Source organism: Methylobacter tundripaludum SV96 (assembly GCF_000190755.2).
GTDB classification, from domain to species: Bacteria; Pseudomonadota; Gammaproteobacteria; order Methylococcales; family Methylomonadaceae; genus Methylobacter_A; species Methylobacter_A tundripaludum.
The window spans coordinates 2908941-2928450 of record NZ_JH109152.1 but is presented as its reverse complement, the minus strand read 5'-3'; the positions used below and the strand labels follow the sequence as shown (position 1 = coordinate 2928450).

Below are 19510 nucleotides of genomic sequence, written 5' to 3'. Positions count from 1 at the left end.
TCACGGTTATTTTCAACAATGCACAATACAAGCTCCTATCGGTTCTCCCTTAATTATCCAGAAAAGGATTTACGACCATTAATTGACCATCAATTTCTTGACCATGCTGCATATCTTCGGAATACAAAATATCACAGCCGCATTGCAGCGCTGAGCTCACGATCATACTGTCGTACAGAGAAAAACCGAATCGTTCCACAATATCCAGGCCCTGATCATGGGTATCAGCAGTCAGCGCTTGGATTTGACATACGGCACGTACCGTCCCCAACACATCGCGTATTTCGGCATAACTCATCCCAAGTTTTCGCGATGCAACCGAGGCGAATTCATTGAGCACCTGAACGCTTATGATGCCGCCTAAAGCAATAATCGCTTCGGCTCGATCCGCTTTGCGGTTATCTTCGGACAATAAACACAACAGAACGTTGGTATCGAAAAACGGCCTATCGGTTTTCATGGGCTTCCAAGCGGTCGAACTTGAAGTCGGCGGGTAAACGCCCTCGATATTTGCGTAATCGGGCTAACAACTCTTGCGGACTGGGTTTCTTCTCAAGTTCGAAAATCCGCTCACCGGCGATATGAATCTCGATGTCATCGCCTTCTTTAAGTTGAAGTGCTTCGACAACCGGCGCAGGCAATCTTACGGCCAAACTATTACCCCATTTTGCGACTTGCATGACAGACTCCTAGAGTTAAAGATATACAACTTTTATTGTATATCTGCGCTAATTGACTGTCTAAGAATTTCGCCATAAATAACCTCCTTTTATGCTTCCCACGCTTCGCGCTCGTCGTTATACACAAGTCTATAAAAGCACGTCATTCCGGCAGGGATTGCCGGAATCCACGACTGCACGGATGCAGGAGGTAGAGCAACGCAGGAGCGGTTGCCGAGAGCACAGGGATGTGAATGCTCGTCATTAGGCAATTCCCGCGTTGCAAGACTTACTGCCAGTTTGGACATTGCCATCCATGGCTTCTGGATCCCGGCAATCCCTGCCGGGATGACGTTGTCACCCAGACACTTGTGTATAACGACGAGCGCTCCGCGTGGTAACGATAAGCATTGGCTGTCCAATGCCTCTTTATTTGTTTATAAGCGGCCGCAGCCTTTGCCTGCCGGAATGACGACGTAACTTAACGGTATTGCCCTACCCGCCGATCAGTCATCATCCTCATATTCATCTTCCCAATCCGTATACTGCTCAGGCGGCGTCCCGCGTTTTTCAATCACCGTCAGCTCGGAATAATTCGACTCTGCCGACGGCATGGCTTCAACCTGGATTTTAAATTCCCAATCATCGCCGAAATCAAAATGGAAAATGAAGGTCATGCCTTTATATAAAGGCAAGTAACCGACCGGGCAATCCGCGGTGCAATACTCGTGGGTACGATCCGCATAAGGATGTGAGATGCTTTCCTCTATGCCGTATTCGTTTTTATAAATAAATTCATACAAATGATCGTCATCAAAATCGAAGGCCGCCAAAATGCCGTACGCCAATTCATCGAGACTGATGTTGGCGGGAACGGCTATTTTGCAACTTGCTTTACCCAACGACACGTTGAAAATATAAGCTCCTTCTTCCGTTATTTTGCGCTCGACTTGAATCAAGCTTTTTTCCCAGGCTGGAATATATTTTTTAAACTCGTTTTCCCAGGTGCCTGATCCGGCCTGATCGTGCTCATCGTCTTCAAGAAACGACATGACTAAATTATTTTGTACAAAATAGCCGAATATCGCGCGTCCCCAATCGGTGGGCTTAATGACAGACAGCGGCCATGTTTCGTTCTCATCGGCGACGGCACATTCAATGTCAATAAAACCGAATAGCTCCATCAATGCCAGATTGTGCAAACCGGGACTAAAGCGCAGACGATACATAGTGTCGCGATGGCTCTTAACATCGAGCCTATCCCCTAAATATTTCTGAAAAAATAACAAGCAATCGTAAAAGCAGGTCGGACTAAGAAAACCTTGTCTTTCCCCCAGCATTGCCGCGTCCGCACGGTAATAAAACGCTTGCAGCAAAGAAAAATAGCATTCCGCCGGAGTCAGTTTGTTCCAGTCGGCAAGAACGTCTTCGTAGAGCATTAATTTGGTTTTTTTACCGTCGGGAACCACGTAACTCAGGCCCGAGCTGCGTAGCAGCAGGTAAAGTCCGTTAATATAAGGAAAGGATTTTTGCACCGGGCGTTTTAATTTAACATCCAAAGGATGCGTTAACCGCCGGTTTATATCTGCCAGCGTATTCAGGGCAAATAACTGCGTTTTTTCGGAAACGGCAATGCCTGTTTTTCCGATAAATTCCAACAGGCTGTTAAAGTCTTTTAACAGCGTTCCCGGTTCTGTGGCGCTAAACTGTTGCTTTTTCAGAATCTCGATTTGTTCGGGCGTACAGGGAGTTAGTTTGTCGGTCATGGTTTTTCTCCTGTTTGTTCAGCAATCAACTGTTTCAATAACTCTTTACAGAGAACCATGCCTTTTTCATTATATTCGTTCCACCAATCCAGATTAGGTTTATAGACCGGCGACAGCCTGTCAATAATCAACAAGTCGTAAATATTGACCCATTCGTCTTCCACTTTAAGCGCTAGCCGCGGGTTGAAAATATAAGCGCCGTGCTTTACCCGATAGAACAGTTTGCGGTTGTGCTTGTCGTCTTTATCGATTTCGTTTTTGGACAAAATGCTGGATAGATAAGCCCGTTGTTTGCGCCGTTCGGGAAGCACGCAATGGGGGATATGTTGCACCGCATCGATAAAATCCTGGGTCGCAAAACCGTCGAGCCGGTAGGTCATTTTGTTCGGCATCACCCGGTAAAACAGCGCGATCATCAGATTCAGCATGAAAAACTCCATGCTGTGCTTGTCCAATTTGACCAGGCGGCCATCGACCTGGATGCTCATGCTGGTCGGTTCCAGCAGTTCATAAATATCGGCCAGTTTCTTTTTGGCGTAGGCATCGCTACGGTCCGTTTGCGACAACGCGACTTGGAAAGCGGTCAAGCCGTTGCCGTCGACTTTTTCGGTATCTGCGCCCAGCTCAAACAGCGCTTTGATAACCTCGACATTGCCCATCCAGGCGGCGACCATCAACGGCGTTTGATTGAAGATATTGCGAAAATCCGGGCCGTATTGATTGACTTGTTTGAGTACGGCATCCGGCTTTTTAAAGCTGTAGGCGCTGTAGTGCTTTTGTTGCAGCATCTGCAAGCCTTTGTCGGGCTGTTTGGCGGCTTTGAATTCTGTCTTCAGCAGAGTGTTGATGACGTCGCGGTCTTCATAAACCAACGCGTACTCAAACAACGTTATTTTGGCGTTTTTGTCGTTGCCTTCGAAGGCTTTGCGTTTCAGGTCGGACAAGGCTTCGGCGGTAATAACCTGCCAGTCCGGCGTTTTTTGCTTGAGGATTTCGTTGCGAATCCGCTCGGCCTGCTCTTGTTTGCCTTGCAGTTCCAGTTTATGCGCTTCCTGACGCCAGGCATCCAAGGTCGAGTTTTGATTGGCGAGTAGCAGGCTGCCCTGAGCATCGCGCAAGCCCAGCAGATCCAGCAAGGGTTGTTTGGGACTGCTTTCAATCCAGTACAGGTTTTTAACGGCCCGCGTTATCGCGACATACAAGGCATTGATATAGAACTTGTAAACTTCCAGCGATTTGTCGGTTTTATCCTTGGCGCGGGCGTATTTAATGTCCCGTTCCAAATCGGCTGGGCTGACGCCTTTGCTGATTTCGCGGTAGCGGGTTTCTTCCTGGCTTAAAAAGTTGTAGAGGATGATGTTTTCATATTCCAGACCTTTGGCCTCCTGAATGGTAAAGACCAACGGCGTGCTGAAATGCTGCTGTGCGGCCGGTTTTTGGTCGACCGTCATGACGATGACCGCAAACTGCGTGGAGGCTTTGGTTTTGCTGTCCAGCTCCTGGCGAATCGACGCGGTGTCCTGCAAAAACAGCACCTCGCCCTGGGTGTGTCCGTTGCTTTCGACCAGATAATGGCTTTCCTTATCGATGGAGCCGAAACGCTGGTTCTTGATTTTCAGAATCTTGTTGGCAATGTCGGTGACTTGCGGCGAATTGCGGTAATTGGTGTTCAGGATACGGATCAATTCGTCCGAGGTCTGCAAATCCTCCTGCCGGTAAAACAGGCTTTTCACTTTCGACCAGGAAAAAAAGTTGGGATGGACAATCTGGTTGGAATCGCCGCACAAGATAAAATCCTGGGCCTGGCGCAGCGATTTGATGATCAAATAAAGCTGGATGTTGGTTAAGTCCTGCACTTCATCGACAACGACAAAATCGTAACTGGGTTGGACGTGCTGCAAATACTGGTGACTGACGATGTTACTGTCGTAAAGCCGCTGCTCCTGTAAAAAGCCCAGGTATTTTTCAAAAACGTCGTACACCGCATCGCGCTCTTCGCCCAGGAAGATCGATTCCTTGACGCCCAGATTCAGGTAGTCTTCACGGCTTAACCAGCTTTTATCGGTGGCAGGCCCGGTGATGACGCCGCGAAACTCCTCAAACAGTTTGTGCGCATCTTTCAGTTGGCCCTGGCGAAAGCGGCTAAACCACTGTTGAAAAGCCTGGAAAGTAACCGGCTTGCCCGCAGGCACCCGGATACTCTCCAAAAACTCCTGGAACGATAAAAAATCGATCTGCTGGTCGGGATTGTCGTAATGGTGCGCGTAATACAAATCGCGGGAGTTTTTAACCAGATAAGCCGACTGGGTCACATACAGCACGTCGCCCACCGCCTGTTTCATTTTTTCCAGCGTCAGCGCCGTTTTGCCGCTACCGGCCGAACCGATAACAATCAGCGGCGGCTGCAAGTCGTAAATCGATTGTTGGCGGTCATCGAACGAGATGATCTTATCCAGCAGGTTAAATGCGTTATGACCGGGATTGAGATAAACCAGCTCTTTTTCCCCGGTTTCGTCGGGCTTGAGCATGACCGGGATTTTATCTTCATCGATACTGCTGACCTGACGCAAAAAACGCGAGTCCTGGTAAGCGTGGTTTTTAATGAACTCCAGAATCAACGCATAGTTTTGTTGCTGATGTTGATAAATCGAGAACAACAAGCGATCGCGCTGATTAAGCCTGGCCCGGTACAGGTTATCGCCGACTTTTTTGACTTCCGCCGATTTGAAGTCATCGTCTTGCAAGTATTTTTTCAGCTTGGCGAAGCCGGGAATGGTTTTGGGGTTGAGTTCGTTATATAAGAGAACTTTCATGAAATGTGTTTTGTGAGGACTACTGCATTGCGGTAGAGGTTAAAAAAAATATGCCTATATAATATTTTCATTATATCGGCTTTCACTGAAGATCATTTCCAGCTTTTTTTAAACAAGTGGGTAAGTGTCAGTTGAGCATTGAAGCGTGCTGACTGCTGAAGTGCTGGCTCGCCTGCAAGCGCAAGCGCTAAAGCAGCCGCTTTACGACTTTTATGATCAAAACCAAGCAGGAGCAATTGCCGAAACGAAGCCTGTATTCCCGTGTCCCGGTGCAATGGCTCGACTGTTTTACCCGATAGAATGTTTCCAGCTCGTTCGATTTCGGCAATGAGGACAATACTTTGCCGTCAACTTTCGAACAATGAACAATTTTGAGCAGGCGATGAGTATAATACCGCCATGCTACTTATCTACTGAATTTTACCGTTATGTCGTTTTTGCTACATTCCAATCGTCGCGCGCTTGTCTGTGCGTTCAGTTTAGCGATGATTTATTTCGCACCGCCGTTATATGCCGATAAGTCAGCATCATGGCTGGATGCCGTTACCGTTTCGGGGTACGCCAAACTGACAGCCAGTTCACCTAATCGCGCTCCCACTGCCGTTGAATTAGATGATTTAAGTTTGTTCGTCTCGGGCAAATTCAATCGCTGGCTCAATCCTTTTTTGGAGGCCGAAGCCTACAAAATGCCGCTTTGGGAAGCAGGCAAAGGCGCACAATTCAATAGCGCACAACTGGTCGTTGAACGGCTGTATAACGATATTCAGGTCACCGAAAACGACACCTTACGCGCGGGTAAATTTTTAGCGCCGATCAATCATTGGAATATTGTCCATGCTGCACCGTTAGTATGGACGACCAATCGCCCGGTCACGTCAACCTATTCCCGCGCCAACTACGTGACAGGCGTTAACGTGCGCCACGATTTCGATGCGTTATCCGGTCACGCGCTGGAAGTCTATTGGCAACCGGTCGAAGAATTTAATCCTAAACCGCTAACTGAACATGAACGCCATTATCAAACCGTCGCCGGCGCACGATGGATTGCCCATGAAGATTTGGATTATTACCTGGGCGTATCTTTTCAACATGCCGACGTTGCAAAAAGCAATGAAATCCGTAATTCCATCAGCGTAGACGGCAATTGGCAGCACAAGTGGTTTGAGCTGGAAAGCGAATTACTGTTCACGCAGGTTGATACCGATCAGCTCCATTATCGCAATCATGACTGGGGCGGTTATGTGCAAATGGCGGTGCCGTTGGTCGAGCATTTCAACCTGATCGGCCGCTACGAACATTTTGAATTTGCCAACAAACTGGCTGCTACCGATACCGCGTTAGGCGGCATTGTGTATCGCCCGGTACCGCGCTTATCGTTCAAGCTTGAATGGCAACAAACGCAAGGGAGTATTTTTCAAAATCAAACCGGACTTTACAGCTCGATTGCGGTGTTATTCTAATGAAACGATTGATTGTTTTAGGACTGACTGCCGCGTTAATGCCGTTTTCAATCGCGTGGGCGGATTTGTACATCATTGCCAATAAAGATTTGCCTGCCACGCAACTCGATAAAGAGGATATTGCGGCGATTTATTTGCTCAAGAAAAAACATTGGGAAAACGGCGACGACATTATGCCGATTAACCTGCCCCCACAAGCCGATGCCCGTACCCGTTTTACCGCTGAAATTTTTGACAGCACGCCGGACAAATTGGGCAGTTACTGGGATAAAATGCTGTTCAAAGGCGAGACTCCGCCGGTCACCCAAAACTCCGAGCAGGCCGTTATTTTGTTTGTAGAACGAATTAAAGGGGCGATCGGTTATGTCGAAACGAAGCCGCAAAGTCCGCAAATCAAAATCCTGCAACAATTTTCAAGTAAGTAACCGGGTAAATTCATGTCTCGCTTTTCGCTTTCAGTTCGTTTAACGCTGTTTTTTAGTTTGATCGTGTTATTGGTAACCACGACCTTGAGTGCGGTGGTGTTCTATCAATTCGGCGAAAAAATCAATCAGCAGATTGAACGCAATCTTACCGACACTGCCGACCATAAAGCCGCAGAAATCAGTAATGTCTTGTTGTTCGAGCGCACCAATTTACTGTCCTGGCGAGCCTCGTCGGTGATGCTGGACGTGGTGGTGGATGATTTGGATAAACGCATCACCACCGAGCTGATCAATCTCAAGCAGTATTACCAGCTACAAGGCGATCTCTATGTGTTCAATGCGGCAGGCGTACTGATCGCTTCGACGCAACCGGATGTATTAAAAACCCAATTGCCACCAGCATGGCAAACGCAACAGGATTACGCGCTGGTATTTAAACATGAGGTGCCTTTTATTAACGGCAGCGTCATCGCTCATGTGACGGCGTTAAAACCGCCGCAATTAAAAACCCAGGGCTATTTAGTCATGACCCATTCCTGGGAGGATATTAGCCGACTACTCGCGCCGAAAGACAGCAGCTTTGCGCTGCATAAAGCACATGAAGGAAACCACGGCAGCGCTGACCTTTTTACCGCTAACGGCGTGCAAACAATTGAAATAAATGATGACTTTTCGGAACGGCCCTTATGGATTTTTGACGGTATCAGCTATTTGGGTTCGATTTCGAAATCGGTATCGGTCGGCGATTTCAGTTTCCAAATTGCGGCGTTCATGCCCAAAAAACTCGCACTGGAGCCGTTGCTTGAATTGACCAAAAATTTGTTACTTGCCGCCGCTTTGGTCGGCGTACCGATGATTGTGCTGGTCAGCTTGCTCAGTCGTCTTCTGGTTACGCCGATCAAAAAATTGACCGCCACCATCCGCACCATTGAAGATTCCAACGATTTATCAATCAAAGTGCCGGTTTCGGGCCGCGATGAAGTGGCCGATTTAGGCCATGCGTTTAATCGCATGACGACGCGGTTAGGCGAGCTGTTTAATAAATTCGTCGTGGTGGAAAAAGAATTGGAAGACTTGAATCTTAGCCTGGAACGCCAAGTCATCGATCGCACCCAGCAATTGCAGGATGCGCTGCTAAAGCTGCAATCCGCACAAACTCAATTGGTACAGTCCGAAAAAATGGCTTCGTTAGGTCAATTGGTTGCCGGTATCGCCCATGAAATCAACAATCCCATCGGCGCCATTTACGCCAATATGCCGCCATTGGAAGAATACATTGACGACATTAAAGGCACGGTCGAATTCGCCCAAAGTTGTATGGACGAAACGGAGGCGCAAAAATTAAACGCCCACATGGCGCAAATTGACTACACGTTTGTCACCGACGACCTGGCTAAATTGCTGAACAGCCAAAAGCAGGCGGCGGACCGTATTCGCAACATCGTGTTGTCGTTGCGTAATTTTTCCCGTCTCGATCAAGGCGAGGTTAAAACGGTGCGGCTCGAAGAAGGCCTGGATTCGACCCTGCAAATGCTGCATCACCATTACAAGGATCGCATTACCGTCGAGAAAGACTACGCGCTCAATGAAATGGTCGAATGTTATGCTGGCGAACTCAACCAGGTTTTTATGAATATTCTCGCCAATGCGATTCAGGCCATTCCCGATAAAGGCCGCATTTTCATCACCACCGCCAAGATGAACGATCAAGCGGTCGTCAGCATCGCCGACACCGGTACCGGGATGCCTGATGAAGTCAGGAAAAAAATCTTCGACCCTTTCTTTACTACCAAAGAGGTGGGCGAAGGCACCGGGCTTGGCTTGTCGATTTCTTACGGCATTATTGAAAAACACCAAGGCATGCTCACGGTTGAATCCGAATTGAATCGCGGCACACGCTTTATTATTGCTATTCCACTTCGCTTGATTAAGGACGCTTAAAGATGCATACGCTGTTACTGGTTGATGATGATCCCGATGTGCTGGCGACGTTAACGCGCAGCTTTCGCAAAGGCTACAAAACGCTATCGGCCAATGGCGGCGAGGAAGGCATTGCGTTTTTAAATGTACACCCGGTCGATTTGATTATTTGCGATCAACGCATGCCCAATATCAGCGGCGACCAGGTATTAAGCCATGCGTTGCAAATCCAGCCCCACGCCATCCGCATTTTACTGACCGGTTATGCCGATGTTGAATCGCTGCTGACCTGCGTCAATGACGCTCACATTTACAAATACGTCACCAAACCGTGGGACCCGGCCGAGCTCAACTTGACCGTGGTGCGGGCGTTGGAGTCGCTGGTTTTAAAACGCGATTTGGATACGGCGCGCGACCAATTGGAAACCGCCTACAAAGACGCGGTGGTGATGTTATGTCTGGCGGCCGAGGGTAAAGACCAGGACACCTCCAGCCATTTATACCGCGTACAGCATTACACCGAAGCGTTAGCCGTCGCCATGGGCGTTGCTAACGAGACAGCCGCGCACATGGGCTTAATGAGCATGTTGCACGACATCGGCAAACTCGCCACGCCCGATGCCATTTTGAAAAAGCCGGATAAACTGACCGAAGAGGAATGGGATATTATGCGAGAGCACCCACTGGCGGGGGTGCGCATTTTAGGCAACAATCCGTTTTATGAAACGGCGCGGGAAATTTCCGCGGGTCATCATGAAAATTATGACGGCACCGGTTATCCGCACCGCTTACGAGGCGATAATATTCCGCTCTCTGCGCGTATTGTAAAAATCGTGGATGTCTTTGATGCACTAACGACAAAACGCCCCTATAAAGAACCCTGGCCGATGGAAGAAGCTATAACGCATATCGAATCACATGCCGGCATCATGTTCGATCCGGCGATGGTGGAAGAACTAAAAAATCTGTTTATCGACGGGACGCTAACGCGGATTAAGTCTGCGTTTTAATAACTGTAGGGCGTGCCGTGCGCGCCTCTAAGCGGGGCGGGGTTGCAACCCCGCTCCTAGCGTTTTTTGCGATACCGGAGCTAAGTACGCTTCGAACGGAGCAACCTACCCCATCCGTCAATCAATCCTCTCCCCCTATTCGCCTTCTTAATCCTGGTAATACTCAGGCGATGTTTCGTGTCTCAATCAGGGTTTAACACTTGCTTTTAACACTACGGCTGGATTTTAAACGTTTCAGTATAAGTATCGCCTTTAGTGCAAACGTCTCTCTTGGTTGGCGTTTCGCAAGAGGTATCGGTCACTTCGGCTTTTAATTCACCCGCTTTTTCCGGCACGAAATAGAACCTGAAATTAGGATCGGTGCTGACGGCAATATCGGTTTTCGCGGTTAAAACCGGTTTGCCGTTAAACGAAACCTTAATGTCCTTAACAAAATGCGCTTTTTTAACAAAGCGTGTCACTTGATCCATTTGCATGCCGGTAATATTCGGATGGCTGATCATTAACTGCACTGAGGTTGGCTCGCCGACTTTGATATCGCCATCCAATCTGAATTTCATTTTGCCTAAACGTTTCATCGCTTCATCTAAATTGGCGCCGATCGGAGCGGAACAGCCGCCGCTGGCTTTGACGAATTTTTTAGTCATGGTCAATTTGCCGTCATTCGTTTGGGCAATCGCGCGAATATTGCTGTTGCTGTTAACCCGTATCCGCATCGCAATGTCGGCCTTGCCGCTTTCCGGTGTAAACTCAAAGTCGCCGACGAATGGAAAAGGATTGCTATCGACTAACACCAGGATTTTTTTGATGTAGTGCTCCTTGGTTTGCTTGATTTTGCTGACGATTTTAAACGGCACTAAAGCAGGGTCTTCAGCGCGTACAGGCGCTTCCAGTTCAATCACGTTATCGGATTCTTCAATTGCTTGCTGGGCAAAGTATTCAGGCTTCAAAACGTTATTCCAAATTTTTTCATCTTCAGCAGCGATAGCGGCAAACGGTAATAATGCCGTGATGAAGATTGCCGATAAGAGTTTTGAGTATTTCATGGTCTTTTCCTATTTTGTTTTAGCTTTGCGGGGTGTTAACAATTAATACAGGTTATTTTGTAACTATTCAGCAAATTGAAAAACCCGAAAATCGCTGAAAGCTTGCTCCCCTCACCCTACCCTCTCCCGCTGGAGAGGGATGTTGTGCTTCGCGCGAATAATTACGTTATTTTTTGTAGCCGATTAATCTTCCCATTCTAATTCGGCAAAAGCAGTGGTGACGTTTTTGCGGTGATATTCATCGAACAAGGCCCAATTGTTTTTCTCGGAATAACCGATGGTTTTCACGGCATCCTCTATATGCTGCCCTTTTTTAATTGCAGCGCGAATTTCAGTGAGCAACAAGGTTAAATAATGCTTTTGCGCCTGCATACTCTGCGGCCAGTCCGTGACTAATTCGCCATGTCCCGGAACTACATAACGAAAAGACTGTTTTTCCAGTTTGTCGATTTCTGCAAGCCAGCCTTTTAAGCTGCCGTCCAGCGTTGGCACATGCTCGGTAAACAATAAATCCGACAGCCATATTGTATTGGTTTTTTCGTCGTACACGCTCAAGTCATTATCGGTATGCGCGGTAGGATGGGCTTTTAAAATCAAAGTCCGTCCGCCCAAATCCAGTTTCAAGCTGTCTTTGACTTCGATATCGGGGGGAATTAAATCGGCAGCATTCATTTTGACGCTTAATTGGTCCGCAGCTTTGTCCAAATAGTAGGAACCGCGTGCCGCCATGGCTCCGGCTAATTTATGATGGCCGACGAATTTAACGCCAGCCGCTTTAAAAGCGCTGTTGCCGTTGATATGGTCGGGATGAACATGGGTGTTGATCACATAACAAATCGGTGTATTTGTGGTTTCGGTAACGGCTTGCTTTAAAGCTGAACCCTGCTCGGGATTGCCGCCGCTATCAATGACTGCCACGCATTTTTGCCCGACAATAAAACCAAGATTGGCGATTTCGCCGTGGTTTTTGCTATCCGGGAATTGATGTTTGCCAAAATGCACGTACACGCCAGCGGTAATTTCTTTAACCGGCAAAGTGGTGGCGGCTGTGGCCTGTACGGATACCATGGATAAAGCAAACAGCAATAGAACTCTCATTAGTTTTCCTTTTTTCTGAATACGTTTTGATTTACGAATAGCGCGGAGACGAAGCGTGAACTCCCGTTTCCCGTTGCAATACCTGGATTGCTTTGCCTGAACCTAATACAGCATGGGCTGTCTTCAATGCTTTGATGACAAAGCCATATAGAATGGCACCCGCCGGTTCGGTTTCAATCATGATCATACCTTACCGTACAACACAAACCATGGTCAATTTTGAACAATCGATGGGTATAATGCAGCCAGATTACTTATTTTCTGACTTCTAAAGCTATGCCACCCTTTCTACAGTCTAACCGTCACGCGCTGGCCGGTGCTCTGCCGAGGAAACGGCATCATGGCTGGATGGCATCAGGATTTCAGTGCCGTGCGAACTAAGCCCCGCACGGCACGCCCTGCTTATACTGAACAAAAATTGGATGAGGCCAAAATGCAGGAAATATTAATTCTGGGCGATTCGCATAGCCCTATTTTCAACCACCCCTTGTTCAAGGAAAAATTTCCGAATCTGGTCTTCAATGTCCTCACCGTCATCGGCGCGACGGCATCGGGACTGGAAAACCCCAATTCAACAACCCAGGCCTATCCCGTCTTCAGGGAAGCCGTCAGGCAAACCGCCGCCAAGCAAATCATTGTGATGCTGGGCGAAGTCGATACCGGTTTCGTCATTTGGTACCGGGCGCAAAAATACCAGGAGTCCGTTGCCGCACTGATGGACAAAGCCATATCCAGTTATTCCCGGTTTCTGTCTGAATTGAACCGGAATTTTGAAGTTGTGTGCATCAGCACTCCGCTGCCCACCATTCAGGACGGCAACGACTGGGGCGATATTGCCAACGCCCGTCGGGAAGTCACCGCATCGCAAGTGGAAAGAACGGTGCTAACCCTGGAATTCAACCGGATTATGCAAGAGTTTTGTTTGCAAAACGACATCCGCTATATCATGCTGGATGATTTATCTCTCGGCGATGGCGGCATCGTCAAGGCCGGGCTGCTCAACAGCGATTGCAATGACCATCACTATAATCCTGAGCAATATTCACGGTTGCTGCTTGAGGGGTTAACGGGGGTGGTTTGATACTGGTAACAATTAGGTGGGCGGACAAACGATGAAACCGTTTGCCCACCCTACCCTGCTATTTTTAATAGCGTTTGACGTAAAATAGCTTAAAAAGTTTTTTAATTTTTCTTAATTAAGGGAGGTTATGCCTTGTGCTCACTTGCCCAGAAACTTCAGTTATAGCTCGAATGCGATTATTTATATGGTTATGCTCAATCTCAACGAGCCCCATATATTCTAATATTGGGGGTACAAATGTTGCGAATCTCCCCTTAAGAGACTTAGTAAGTCCATAGAAATCATGTTGGATTGTCTTCAGATCGCGCCCATTCTTCAACGGTTCCTGAGTTTGGAACTTCCTGCTGATTTTTGGCGCCTAATAACACCCATTCGCCTTTTCTCTCATTTTTCAGCCACCAATAAAGATCTTTGATTGCCTGTAGGCGATAACAAAATATATTTCCTGCGGGGATACTGGTAATTTGTATTTAATTTGATGCTGAGATTCCAAATTCATAGGTTTTGAAATTTTGTCTAGGAGTTTTTAAAATAATTCCCATTTGATTTTCCTAATGTGTTGTTCTTTTCTTCAATTAAGCCGTGGGTAGAGTGAGCAATTGAAAACCAGCTTTACAACACCGCCAATGCGCTTTCATAATCCGGCTCATTAGCAAGTTCACCGACCAATTGCGTATAGATCACTTTGTCATGCTCATCGATAATGACAACGGCACGGGCGGTCAAGCCGCGCAGAAAGGTATCGGCAATGGTTACACCGTAATCGTTAGAGAAACTGGAACGGAAAGTTGACAGGGGTATGACATCTGTTAAGTCTTCCGATTCGCAAAAACGGCTTTGCGCAAAAGGCAGGTCGGCGGAAACGGCTAACACGACGGTATTGTCCAGATGCGAGGCTTTCTGGTTGAATTTGCGCGTTGATGCGGCGCAGGTTGGGGTGTCCAGGCTGGGTACGATGTTCAGCACCTTTCTTTTTCCGGCATAGGTTGTCAGGGTAACGTCCACTAACTCGCGACTGGTCAGGGAAAATGCCGGTGCATCGCTGCCTACGGCAGGTAGTTCGCCGCACGTGTTGAGGGGTTTGCCTTGAAATGTGATTGTAGCCATGGTTGTTTCCTGTGTTGTTGATTTAATAACATGCCTTAAGACATTCATGCGTCGACAGGCTTAGACAGCCTTGGGCCGTGTTTATTCCCCCTCCCCCTATGGGCGACTGCGTGGATGCAGGAGGTAGAGCAACACATGGAGAGGTTGCCGAGAGAGCTTTAGTCGTAGGCCGGAATAAGCCGGTTTGAGCGACAGCGAAAACAGGCGTTTCCGGCAAAGCCTCCCTAATTCGCCGGAAACGCTACCTCGCGCTACGCTTGGGTAGTCTTATTCCGGCCTACGCCTTTCGCCTTTCGTCTTTTACCTTTCGTCTTTTACCTTAATCCCTCTTCTTACTCTTAACCCGCTTCATCAAGCGTTCCTTCTTTTTCACCTGCCACTCAGTCAGCTTGTTCTTTTGCCCGTGAAACGGATTGACCGCCGACTTGAAGACTAACCGGATCGGCGTTCCGACCAGCCCCATTTTGTCGCGGTAATAGTTGATCAAGTAACGCTTGTAAGACTCCGGCAAGGAGTCTGTTTGCACACCGTGGATAACCACGATAGGCGGATTCCTGCCGCCCTGATGCGCGTATTTCAGCTTAACACGACGACTATTCACTATCGGCGGTTGATGCGCGGTGGTGGCTTCTTTCAGGATACGGGTCAAAACTGGAGTAGACATGTCGAGCATTGCCGCTGCATACAATTGCTGCACGACATCGAACATTTTGCCGACGCCGCTGCCATGCAATGCGGAAATTGGGTGTTTTTCGGCAAACTCAAGAAAGGACAGTTTGACGTCGAGCTGCCGATGAATGGTTGCCTTCTGGTCGGCGCTGATGCCGTCCCATTTATTCAGGCCGATAATCAAGGCTCTTCCGGCTTCCAATACCAGACCTAATAGATGCGCATCCTGATCGGTAATGCCTTCCCGTGCGTCTATCAGGTAAATGACGACATTGGCTTTTTCAATCGCCTGCAACGATTTAATGACGCTGAACTTCTCGATGGTTTCGGCTATTTTCGATCTTCTGCGCATTCCGGCGGTATCGATCAGGGTGAACTTCTTGCCGTTGCGTTCAAAAGGGATGTAGATACTGTCGCGCGTGGTGCCCGGCTCATCGAATACGATTACCCGTTCTTCACCCAGCAGGCGGTTGACCAGCGTCGATTTGCCGACATTGGGCCGTCCGACCACGGCGATACCGATACCGCTATGCGCCTCTTCGACTTCGCCTTTGTCCGGCGGCAGCAGCTGGTTAACTTTTTCCAATAATTCGGGTATACCCTTGCCATGGGACGCGGCGATTTTCACCGGCTCGCCCAACGCCAGCGAGTAAAAGTCCGATGCGGCAGTGCTGGCATCCAGGCCGTCAACCTTGTTGGTGACCAATATGACCGGCTTTTGCAACTTTCTCAGGGTATCGGCAATCACTTTGTCGGAAGCGCTCAGCCCTTCGCGCGCGTCAACCATGAAAAATACGATGTCCGCTTCTTCCAGCGCGACCTGCACCTGTTTTCTGGCAAAACTTTCTATGCCTTCCGCGTCATCGGCTATACCGCCGGTATCGACGACCAGGCAGGGACGGTCGCCCAGCTTTACCCGGCCGTATTGCCGATCACGGGTCAGTCCCGAAAAATCCGCAACCAGTGCATCGCGGCTTCGGGTTAAATAATTGAATAATGTGGACTTGCCCACATTGGGTCGCCCTACTAAGGCTATTACAGGTAACATATTTTTATTTAACTTTTAAAGCGGCAAGCGTGCCGTCTTTTGCATAAACATAAACGGTATTATCTACCACGATAGGCTTGGCATCGATTGCACTGTCAGTCACTTGTACGCGACCCAGTTGCCTGCCGTCGGTGTTGGACAGCCAATGCACATAGCCTTCAAAATCCCCTGCCACTACATAATTTTCATAGGCGGCGGGAGCTGTCAATCTTCTTTGATGTAAATCCTTTTGCTTCCACAAGGCCGCGCCGCTGCGCTGATCCAGCTGCATGACATGACTTTCCGAATCGGTCAGGTATAAATACCGGGAGTCGTTACTCAAGCCTGAATGCGATGAAATGGTTTCATTGCGCCACAATATATCGCCGTCCAATTCCGAAATAGCCGCTATGCCGCCCTGATAGCTGGCAACGTAAATCACGCCGTTAATCACGATGGGATCGACATCCAGATCGACCAGACGTTCAATTTCGGAGCGCCCTTTGGGAATGGCAATGCTGGTTTCCCATACATATTTGCCGTCAGCCAAACGCAAGGCCATTAATTTGCCGTTATCGTAGCCGCCGATAACGTTATCCTCAACAATCAGCGGCGATCCGGTTCCGCGTATGCTTAAAGCCGGTACGGTGCGCTCATAACTCCAGCGCTTGCCGCCGGTCTTCTCGTCAAGAGCGATCACGGAGCCATCCGTGGTGCGGATGATAACAATACCATTGGCGACAACGGGCACCGAAAGCACTTCGCTGGATACTGCGGATTTCCACTGTACCGCGCCGGTTTCAATGTCCAGGGCAACGACTTCGGCATCGCTGGAACCCAAAATCACGGTGCCTGCGCCAAGACCCGGCCCGCCGGAAAAATGAACGTCGGTCTCAACCTCCCAGATTAAATTACCGGTCGTCAGGCTTCTGGCCTGTACCAATCCTTCCCGATCCGCCGCCAGTATTTTTCCGCTGCCGATGACCGGAATCAGTTTTAAGGATTGCTCGTCAGCGCCGACCCCCACCGATTCCTTCCAGACCACTTCAACCTGGATTTCAGGAGTGTATTCAACCAGAACGCTCGGTGGATCGGCATTGTCTTCGCCGCCACGAAAGTAATCGGTAATGCCGGAAACAGATTCGCCAACAGTATCAATAGCCGCACAGCCTGTTAACAAGGTAAAGGCAAAAGGCAAAAGGCAAAGGGCAAAAGGCTTTTTCGTCTTTCGCCTTTCGCCTTTCGCCTGACTCATATAGGTTGGATTGTTACTCATTATTTTTGAGTTTCTAGTTTTTCTTGAGCGGCCAGGTCATCAATTTTGAACTGTAACAATGGTGATGGCTGTCCATTTCTCAGGGCATTTTGATACGACGTGCGCGCCTCATCCAATCGATCCAGAGCTACGTACAAATCGCCTACCAATTCATCATAATTGGCTGAGTAACTGGCCGCCGCTTTGGCATCCACTTCGTTAATGACCTGCAAGCCCTGCTCATATTCGCCGGTAGCCAACATTAAGCGCACCAGTCTTATCTTGGCGATATTGCTTAACTGTTTATTCGGCTCTGCCGCAATAGTCTTCAAAATCTGCTTTGCTGCGGCGAAATCGCCTTGCTGAGACTTTAATTTGGCCTGGAATAATCCACTGAATGCCGCATATTCGGTACCCTTAAATTGCTCCTGCATGCGTTGGGCCAGCTTGTCTACGCTGTCATTCTTATTTTCATCCAACGCTTTCAGTAATTGATCATAAGTTGCGGAAGCTTGCGCTGACTGCGCTTTCTTATGATCCTGCCAGTAATTCCAGCCCAGAATAATGACAATACCCATGACCAAACCCACGATGGTAGCGGTTGAGTTTTCTTTCCACCATCTTTTTAAGGCTTCAACCTGTTCTTCTTCTGAATCGTACATTTCCACTTGTTTTTCTCTTGTTTGATGTTTAAAAAAAGGCGAAGGACGAAAGGCGAAAGGCGAAAGGCGCAGTTCTTTTGCCCTTCGTCCTTTGCCTTTCGCCTTTTAAAGCCGTGTCATCGGTGTTCTATCAAAAACTCAATCGCCTGCTGCTGTGACATATTCTGTTGCTCCAGCTCGCTATTACGCAGTGGCTTGACACTGACCTCGCCACGGCTGACTTCATCGTCTCCCAGGATGATCGCAAATTCGGCACCGCTTTTGTCGGCTTTTTTAAACTGACTTTTAAAACTGCCGCCGCCGCAATTGACCTGTAATTTCAAGCCGGGAATTTCATTCCTGACGGTCTCGGCAAAGCGCATGCCTTCCTGTTCTGCGGTTTCACCGACCCGAATCATATACACATCAACGGGTCTTGCAAGCTGCACATTATCCAGCGTTTCCATCAAAGCCAACAAGCGCTCCATGCCCATCGCAAAACCGACCGCGTGATTGGGTTTGCCGCCCAGCTGTTCTATCAATCCGTCATAACGCCCGCCCGCACACACGGTGCCCTGCGAGCCCAGTTCATCGGTAACCCACTCGAAAACGGTCTTGCTGTAATAATCGAGGCCGCGCACCAAGCGTGAATTGATCTCATAGCCGATGCCCAGATCATCCAATATCGTGGTGATTGCCTTAAAATGCTGACGGCTCTCATCGCCCAGATAATCCATCAATTCCGGTGCGTTAGCGACAACCTGCCGCATCGCCGGATTTTTGGTATCCAGAATCCGTAGCGGATTGGTTTCCAGCCGACGCAAACTGTCTTCATCCAATTGATCAAGCTGCCCTTGAAAATAGCCGACCAGACTTTCCCGGTACACGATACGCTCGGCAATCGTGCCCAAGGAATTGAGCTGTAGGCGAACCTTGTCTCGGATGCCCAGTTTTTTCCACAACCGGTCCATGATCAGGATCAACTCCGCATCAATATCGGGGCCTGCCATGCCGTAGGTTTCGACACCCAGTTGAAAAAACTGGCGATAGCGGCCTTTTTGCGGCCGCTCATGTCGATACATCGGTCCGTAATACCATAACCGATGCACCTGATTGTGCAATAAGCCATGCTCCAGACAGGCTCTGAGGCAACCGGCCGTGCCTTCCGGACGCAAAGTCAAGGAGTCGCCGTTGCGGTCGTCAAAGGTATACATTTCTTTTTCGACGATGTCGGTTACTTCGCCGATAGAGCGTTTGAAAAGTTCGGTTTTTTCGACGATCGGCAGCCGGATTTCACTGTAACCATAAGCGCCGAGTACGTCTCTGATGCAGAGTTCAGCATACTGCCAGAGCGGCGTCTGTTCGGGAAGCACATCGTGCATCCCTCGAATTGCTTGAATGTTATTTGCCATATTTAAATAGGGATGCCACGGATTTAAATAATCCTCTCATTAATAACAGGTAAATATCAAAAGAGACGAAAGGCGAAGGACAAAAGGCGAAAGCTGTGTTTTTTTGCCCTTCGCCTTTTGC

17 protein-coding genes and 1 pseudogene are annotated in these 19510 nt (G+C 48.6%); 5 read left to right on the top strand and 13 right to left on the bottom strand.

All coding sequences use genetic code 11. The annotated features are described in order from the left end of the window. Nucleotides 1-49 precede the first annotated feature (49 nt). From METTU_RS13110 to METTU_RS13095, 4 genes are all read right to left on the bottom strand, one after another. The gene (locus tag METTU_RS13110) at nt 50-460 is read right to left on the bottom strand and encodes a PIN domain-containing protein (protein ID WP_006892170.1); all 411 of its coding nucleotides are present in this window, start codon (nt 458-460) and stop codon (nt 50-52) included. Continuing rightward, nucleotides 447-680, bottom strand: a complete 234-nt coding sequence (locus METTU_RS13105) for an AbrB/MazE/SpoVT family DNA-binding domain-containing protein (protein WP_006892169.1) — start codon at nt 678-680, stop codon at nt 447-449. The genes METTU_RS13110 and METTU_RS13105 overlap by 14 nt, the downstream gene beginning before the upstream one ends. Before the next feature lie 485 nt (nt 681-1165). Then, nucleotides 1166-2425, bottom strand: coding sequence for an IS1096 element passenger TnpR family protein (locus METTU_RS13100; RefSeq protein ID WP_006892168.1), 1260 nt, complete (start codon nt 2423-2425; stop codon nt 1166-1168). Continuing rightward, nucleotides 2422-5238, bottom strand: a complete 2817-nt coding sequence (locus tag METTU_RS13095; protein WP_006892167.1) for an ankyrin repeat domain-containing protein — start codon at nt 5236-5238, stop codon at nt 2422-2424. Before METTU_RS13095 ends, METTU_RS13100 begins: the two co-directional genes overlap by 4 nt. 485 nt (nt 5239-5723) lie before the next feature. Between METTU_RS13095 and METTU_RS13085 the strand changes: the two genes are divergently transcribed. From METTU_RS13085 to METTU_RS13070, 4 genes are read left to right on the top strand one after another with little or no spacing between them, the layout of a single operon-like run. After that, on the top strand, nt 5724-6698 hold the full coding sequence (locus METTU_RS13085; RefSeq protein WP_254257920.1) for a hypothetical protein: 975 nt from the start codon (nt 5724-5726) through the stop codon (nt 6696-6698). Continuing rightward, a complete protein-coding gene (locus METTU_RS13080) occupies nt 6698-7123 on the top strand; it encodes a type 2 periplasmic-binding domain-containing protein (RefSeq protein WP_006892165.1) in 426 nt (141 codons plus the stop codon). Before METTU_RS13085 ends, METTU_RS13080 begins: the two co-directional genes overlap by 1 nt. A gap of 12 nt (nt 7124-7135) precedes the next feature. Next, on the top strand, nt 7136-9064 hold the full coding sequence (locus METTU_RS21805) for an ATP-binding protein (protein WP_006892164.1): 1929 nt from the start codon (nt 7136-7138) through the stop codon (nt 9062-9064). A gap of 2 nt (nt 9065-9066) precedes the next feature. Continuing rightward, entirely contained in the window at nt 9067-10053 is a 987-nt protein-coding gene (locus METTU_RS13070) for an HD domain-containing phosphohydrolase (RefSeq protein ID WP_006892163.1), read from the top strand. Nucleotides 10054-10265: 212 nt separating this feature from the next. On the opposite strand, the gene METTU_RS13065 is transcribed toward METTU_RS13070, so the two are convergent. The 3 genes from METTU_RS13065 to METTU_RS23685 all read right to left on the bottom strand — a co-directional run bounded on the left by METTU_RS13065 (nt 10266) and on the right by METTU_RS23685 (nt 12378). Further along, nucleotides 10266-11099 carry a quinoprotein dehydrogenase-associated SoxYZ-like carrier gene (locus tag METTU_RS13065; RefSeq protein ID WP_006892162.1) on the bottom strand — a complete coding sequence of 278 codons (834 nt, stop codon included), beginning with the start codon at nt 11097-11099 and terminating at the stop codon, nt 10266-10268. 183 nt (nt 11100-11282) lie between these two features. Then, nucleotides 11283-12197: a quinoprotein relay system zinc metallohydrolase 2 gene (locus tag METTU_RS13060; RefSeq protein WP_006892161.1), complete on the bottom strand. Its 915-nt coding sequence runs from the start codon at nt 12195-12197 to the stop codon at nt 11283-11285. Nucleotides 12198-12228: 31 nt separating this feature from the next. Next, a complete protein-coding gene (locus METTU_RS23685) occupies nt 12229-12378 on the bottom strand; it encodes a hypothetical protein (RefSeq protein WP_006892160.1) in 150 nt (49 codons plus the stop codon). 159 nt (nt 12379-12537) lie between these two features. Between METTU_RS23685 and METTU_RS13055 the strand changes: the two genes are divergently transcribed. After that, entirely contained in the window at nt 12538-13278 is a 741-nt protein-coding gene (locus METTU_RS13055; protein WP_006892159.1) for an SGNH/GDSL hydrolase family protein, read from the top strand. 115 nt (nt 13279-13393) lie between these two features. On the opposite strand, the pseudogene METTU_RS24975 reads toward METTU_RS13055, so the two are convergent. From METTU_RS24975 to hisS, 6 genes and pseudogenes are all read right to left on the bottom strand, one after another. Continuing rightward, nucleotides 13394-13718, bottom strand: a pseudogene (locus tag METTU_RS24975) (DUF6855 family protein). Between the two features lie 172 nt (nt 13719-13890). Continuing rightward, nucleotides 13891-14385, bottom strand: coding sequence for a thiol peroxidase (gene tpx, locus METTU_RS13050; protein WP_006892158.1), 495 nt, complete (start codon nt 14383-14385; stop codon nt 13891-13893). A 319-nt stretch (nt 14386-14704) separates the two neighbouring features. Further along, nucleotides 14705-16102 (bottom strand): ribosome biogenesis GTPase Der, encoded by a 1398-nt coding sequence (gene der, locus METTU_RS13045; protein ID WP_006892157.1) that lies wholly within the window; start codon nt 16100-16102, stop codon nt 14705-14707. Nucleotides 16103-16106: 4 nt separating this feature from the next. Beyond that, complete coding sequence (bamB, locus tag METTU_RS13040) at nt 16107-17357, bottom strand: outer membrane protein assembly factor BamB (RefSeq protein WP_006892156.1); 1251 nt, start codon at nt 17355-17357, stop codon at nt 16107-16109. Then, nucleotides 17357-17998, bottom strand: a complete 642-nt coding sequence (locus tag METTU_RS13035) for a YfgM family protein (RefSeq protein WP_006892155.1) — start codon at nt 17996-17998, stop codon at nt 17357-17359. Before METTU_RS13035 ends, bamB begins: the two co-directional genes overlap by 1 nt. A 116-nt stretch (nt 17999-18114) precedes the next feature. Next, nucleotides 18115-19389 carry a histidine--tRNA ligase gene (hisS, locus tag METTU_RS13030; protein ID WP_006892154.1) on the bottom strand — a complete coding sequence of 425 codons (1275 nt, stop codon included), beginning with the start codon at nt 19387-19389 and terminating at the stop codon, nt 18115-18117. Between the last annotated feature and the right edge of the window lie 121 nt (nt 19390-19510).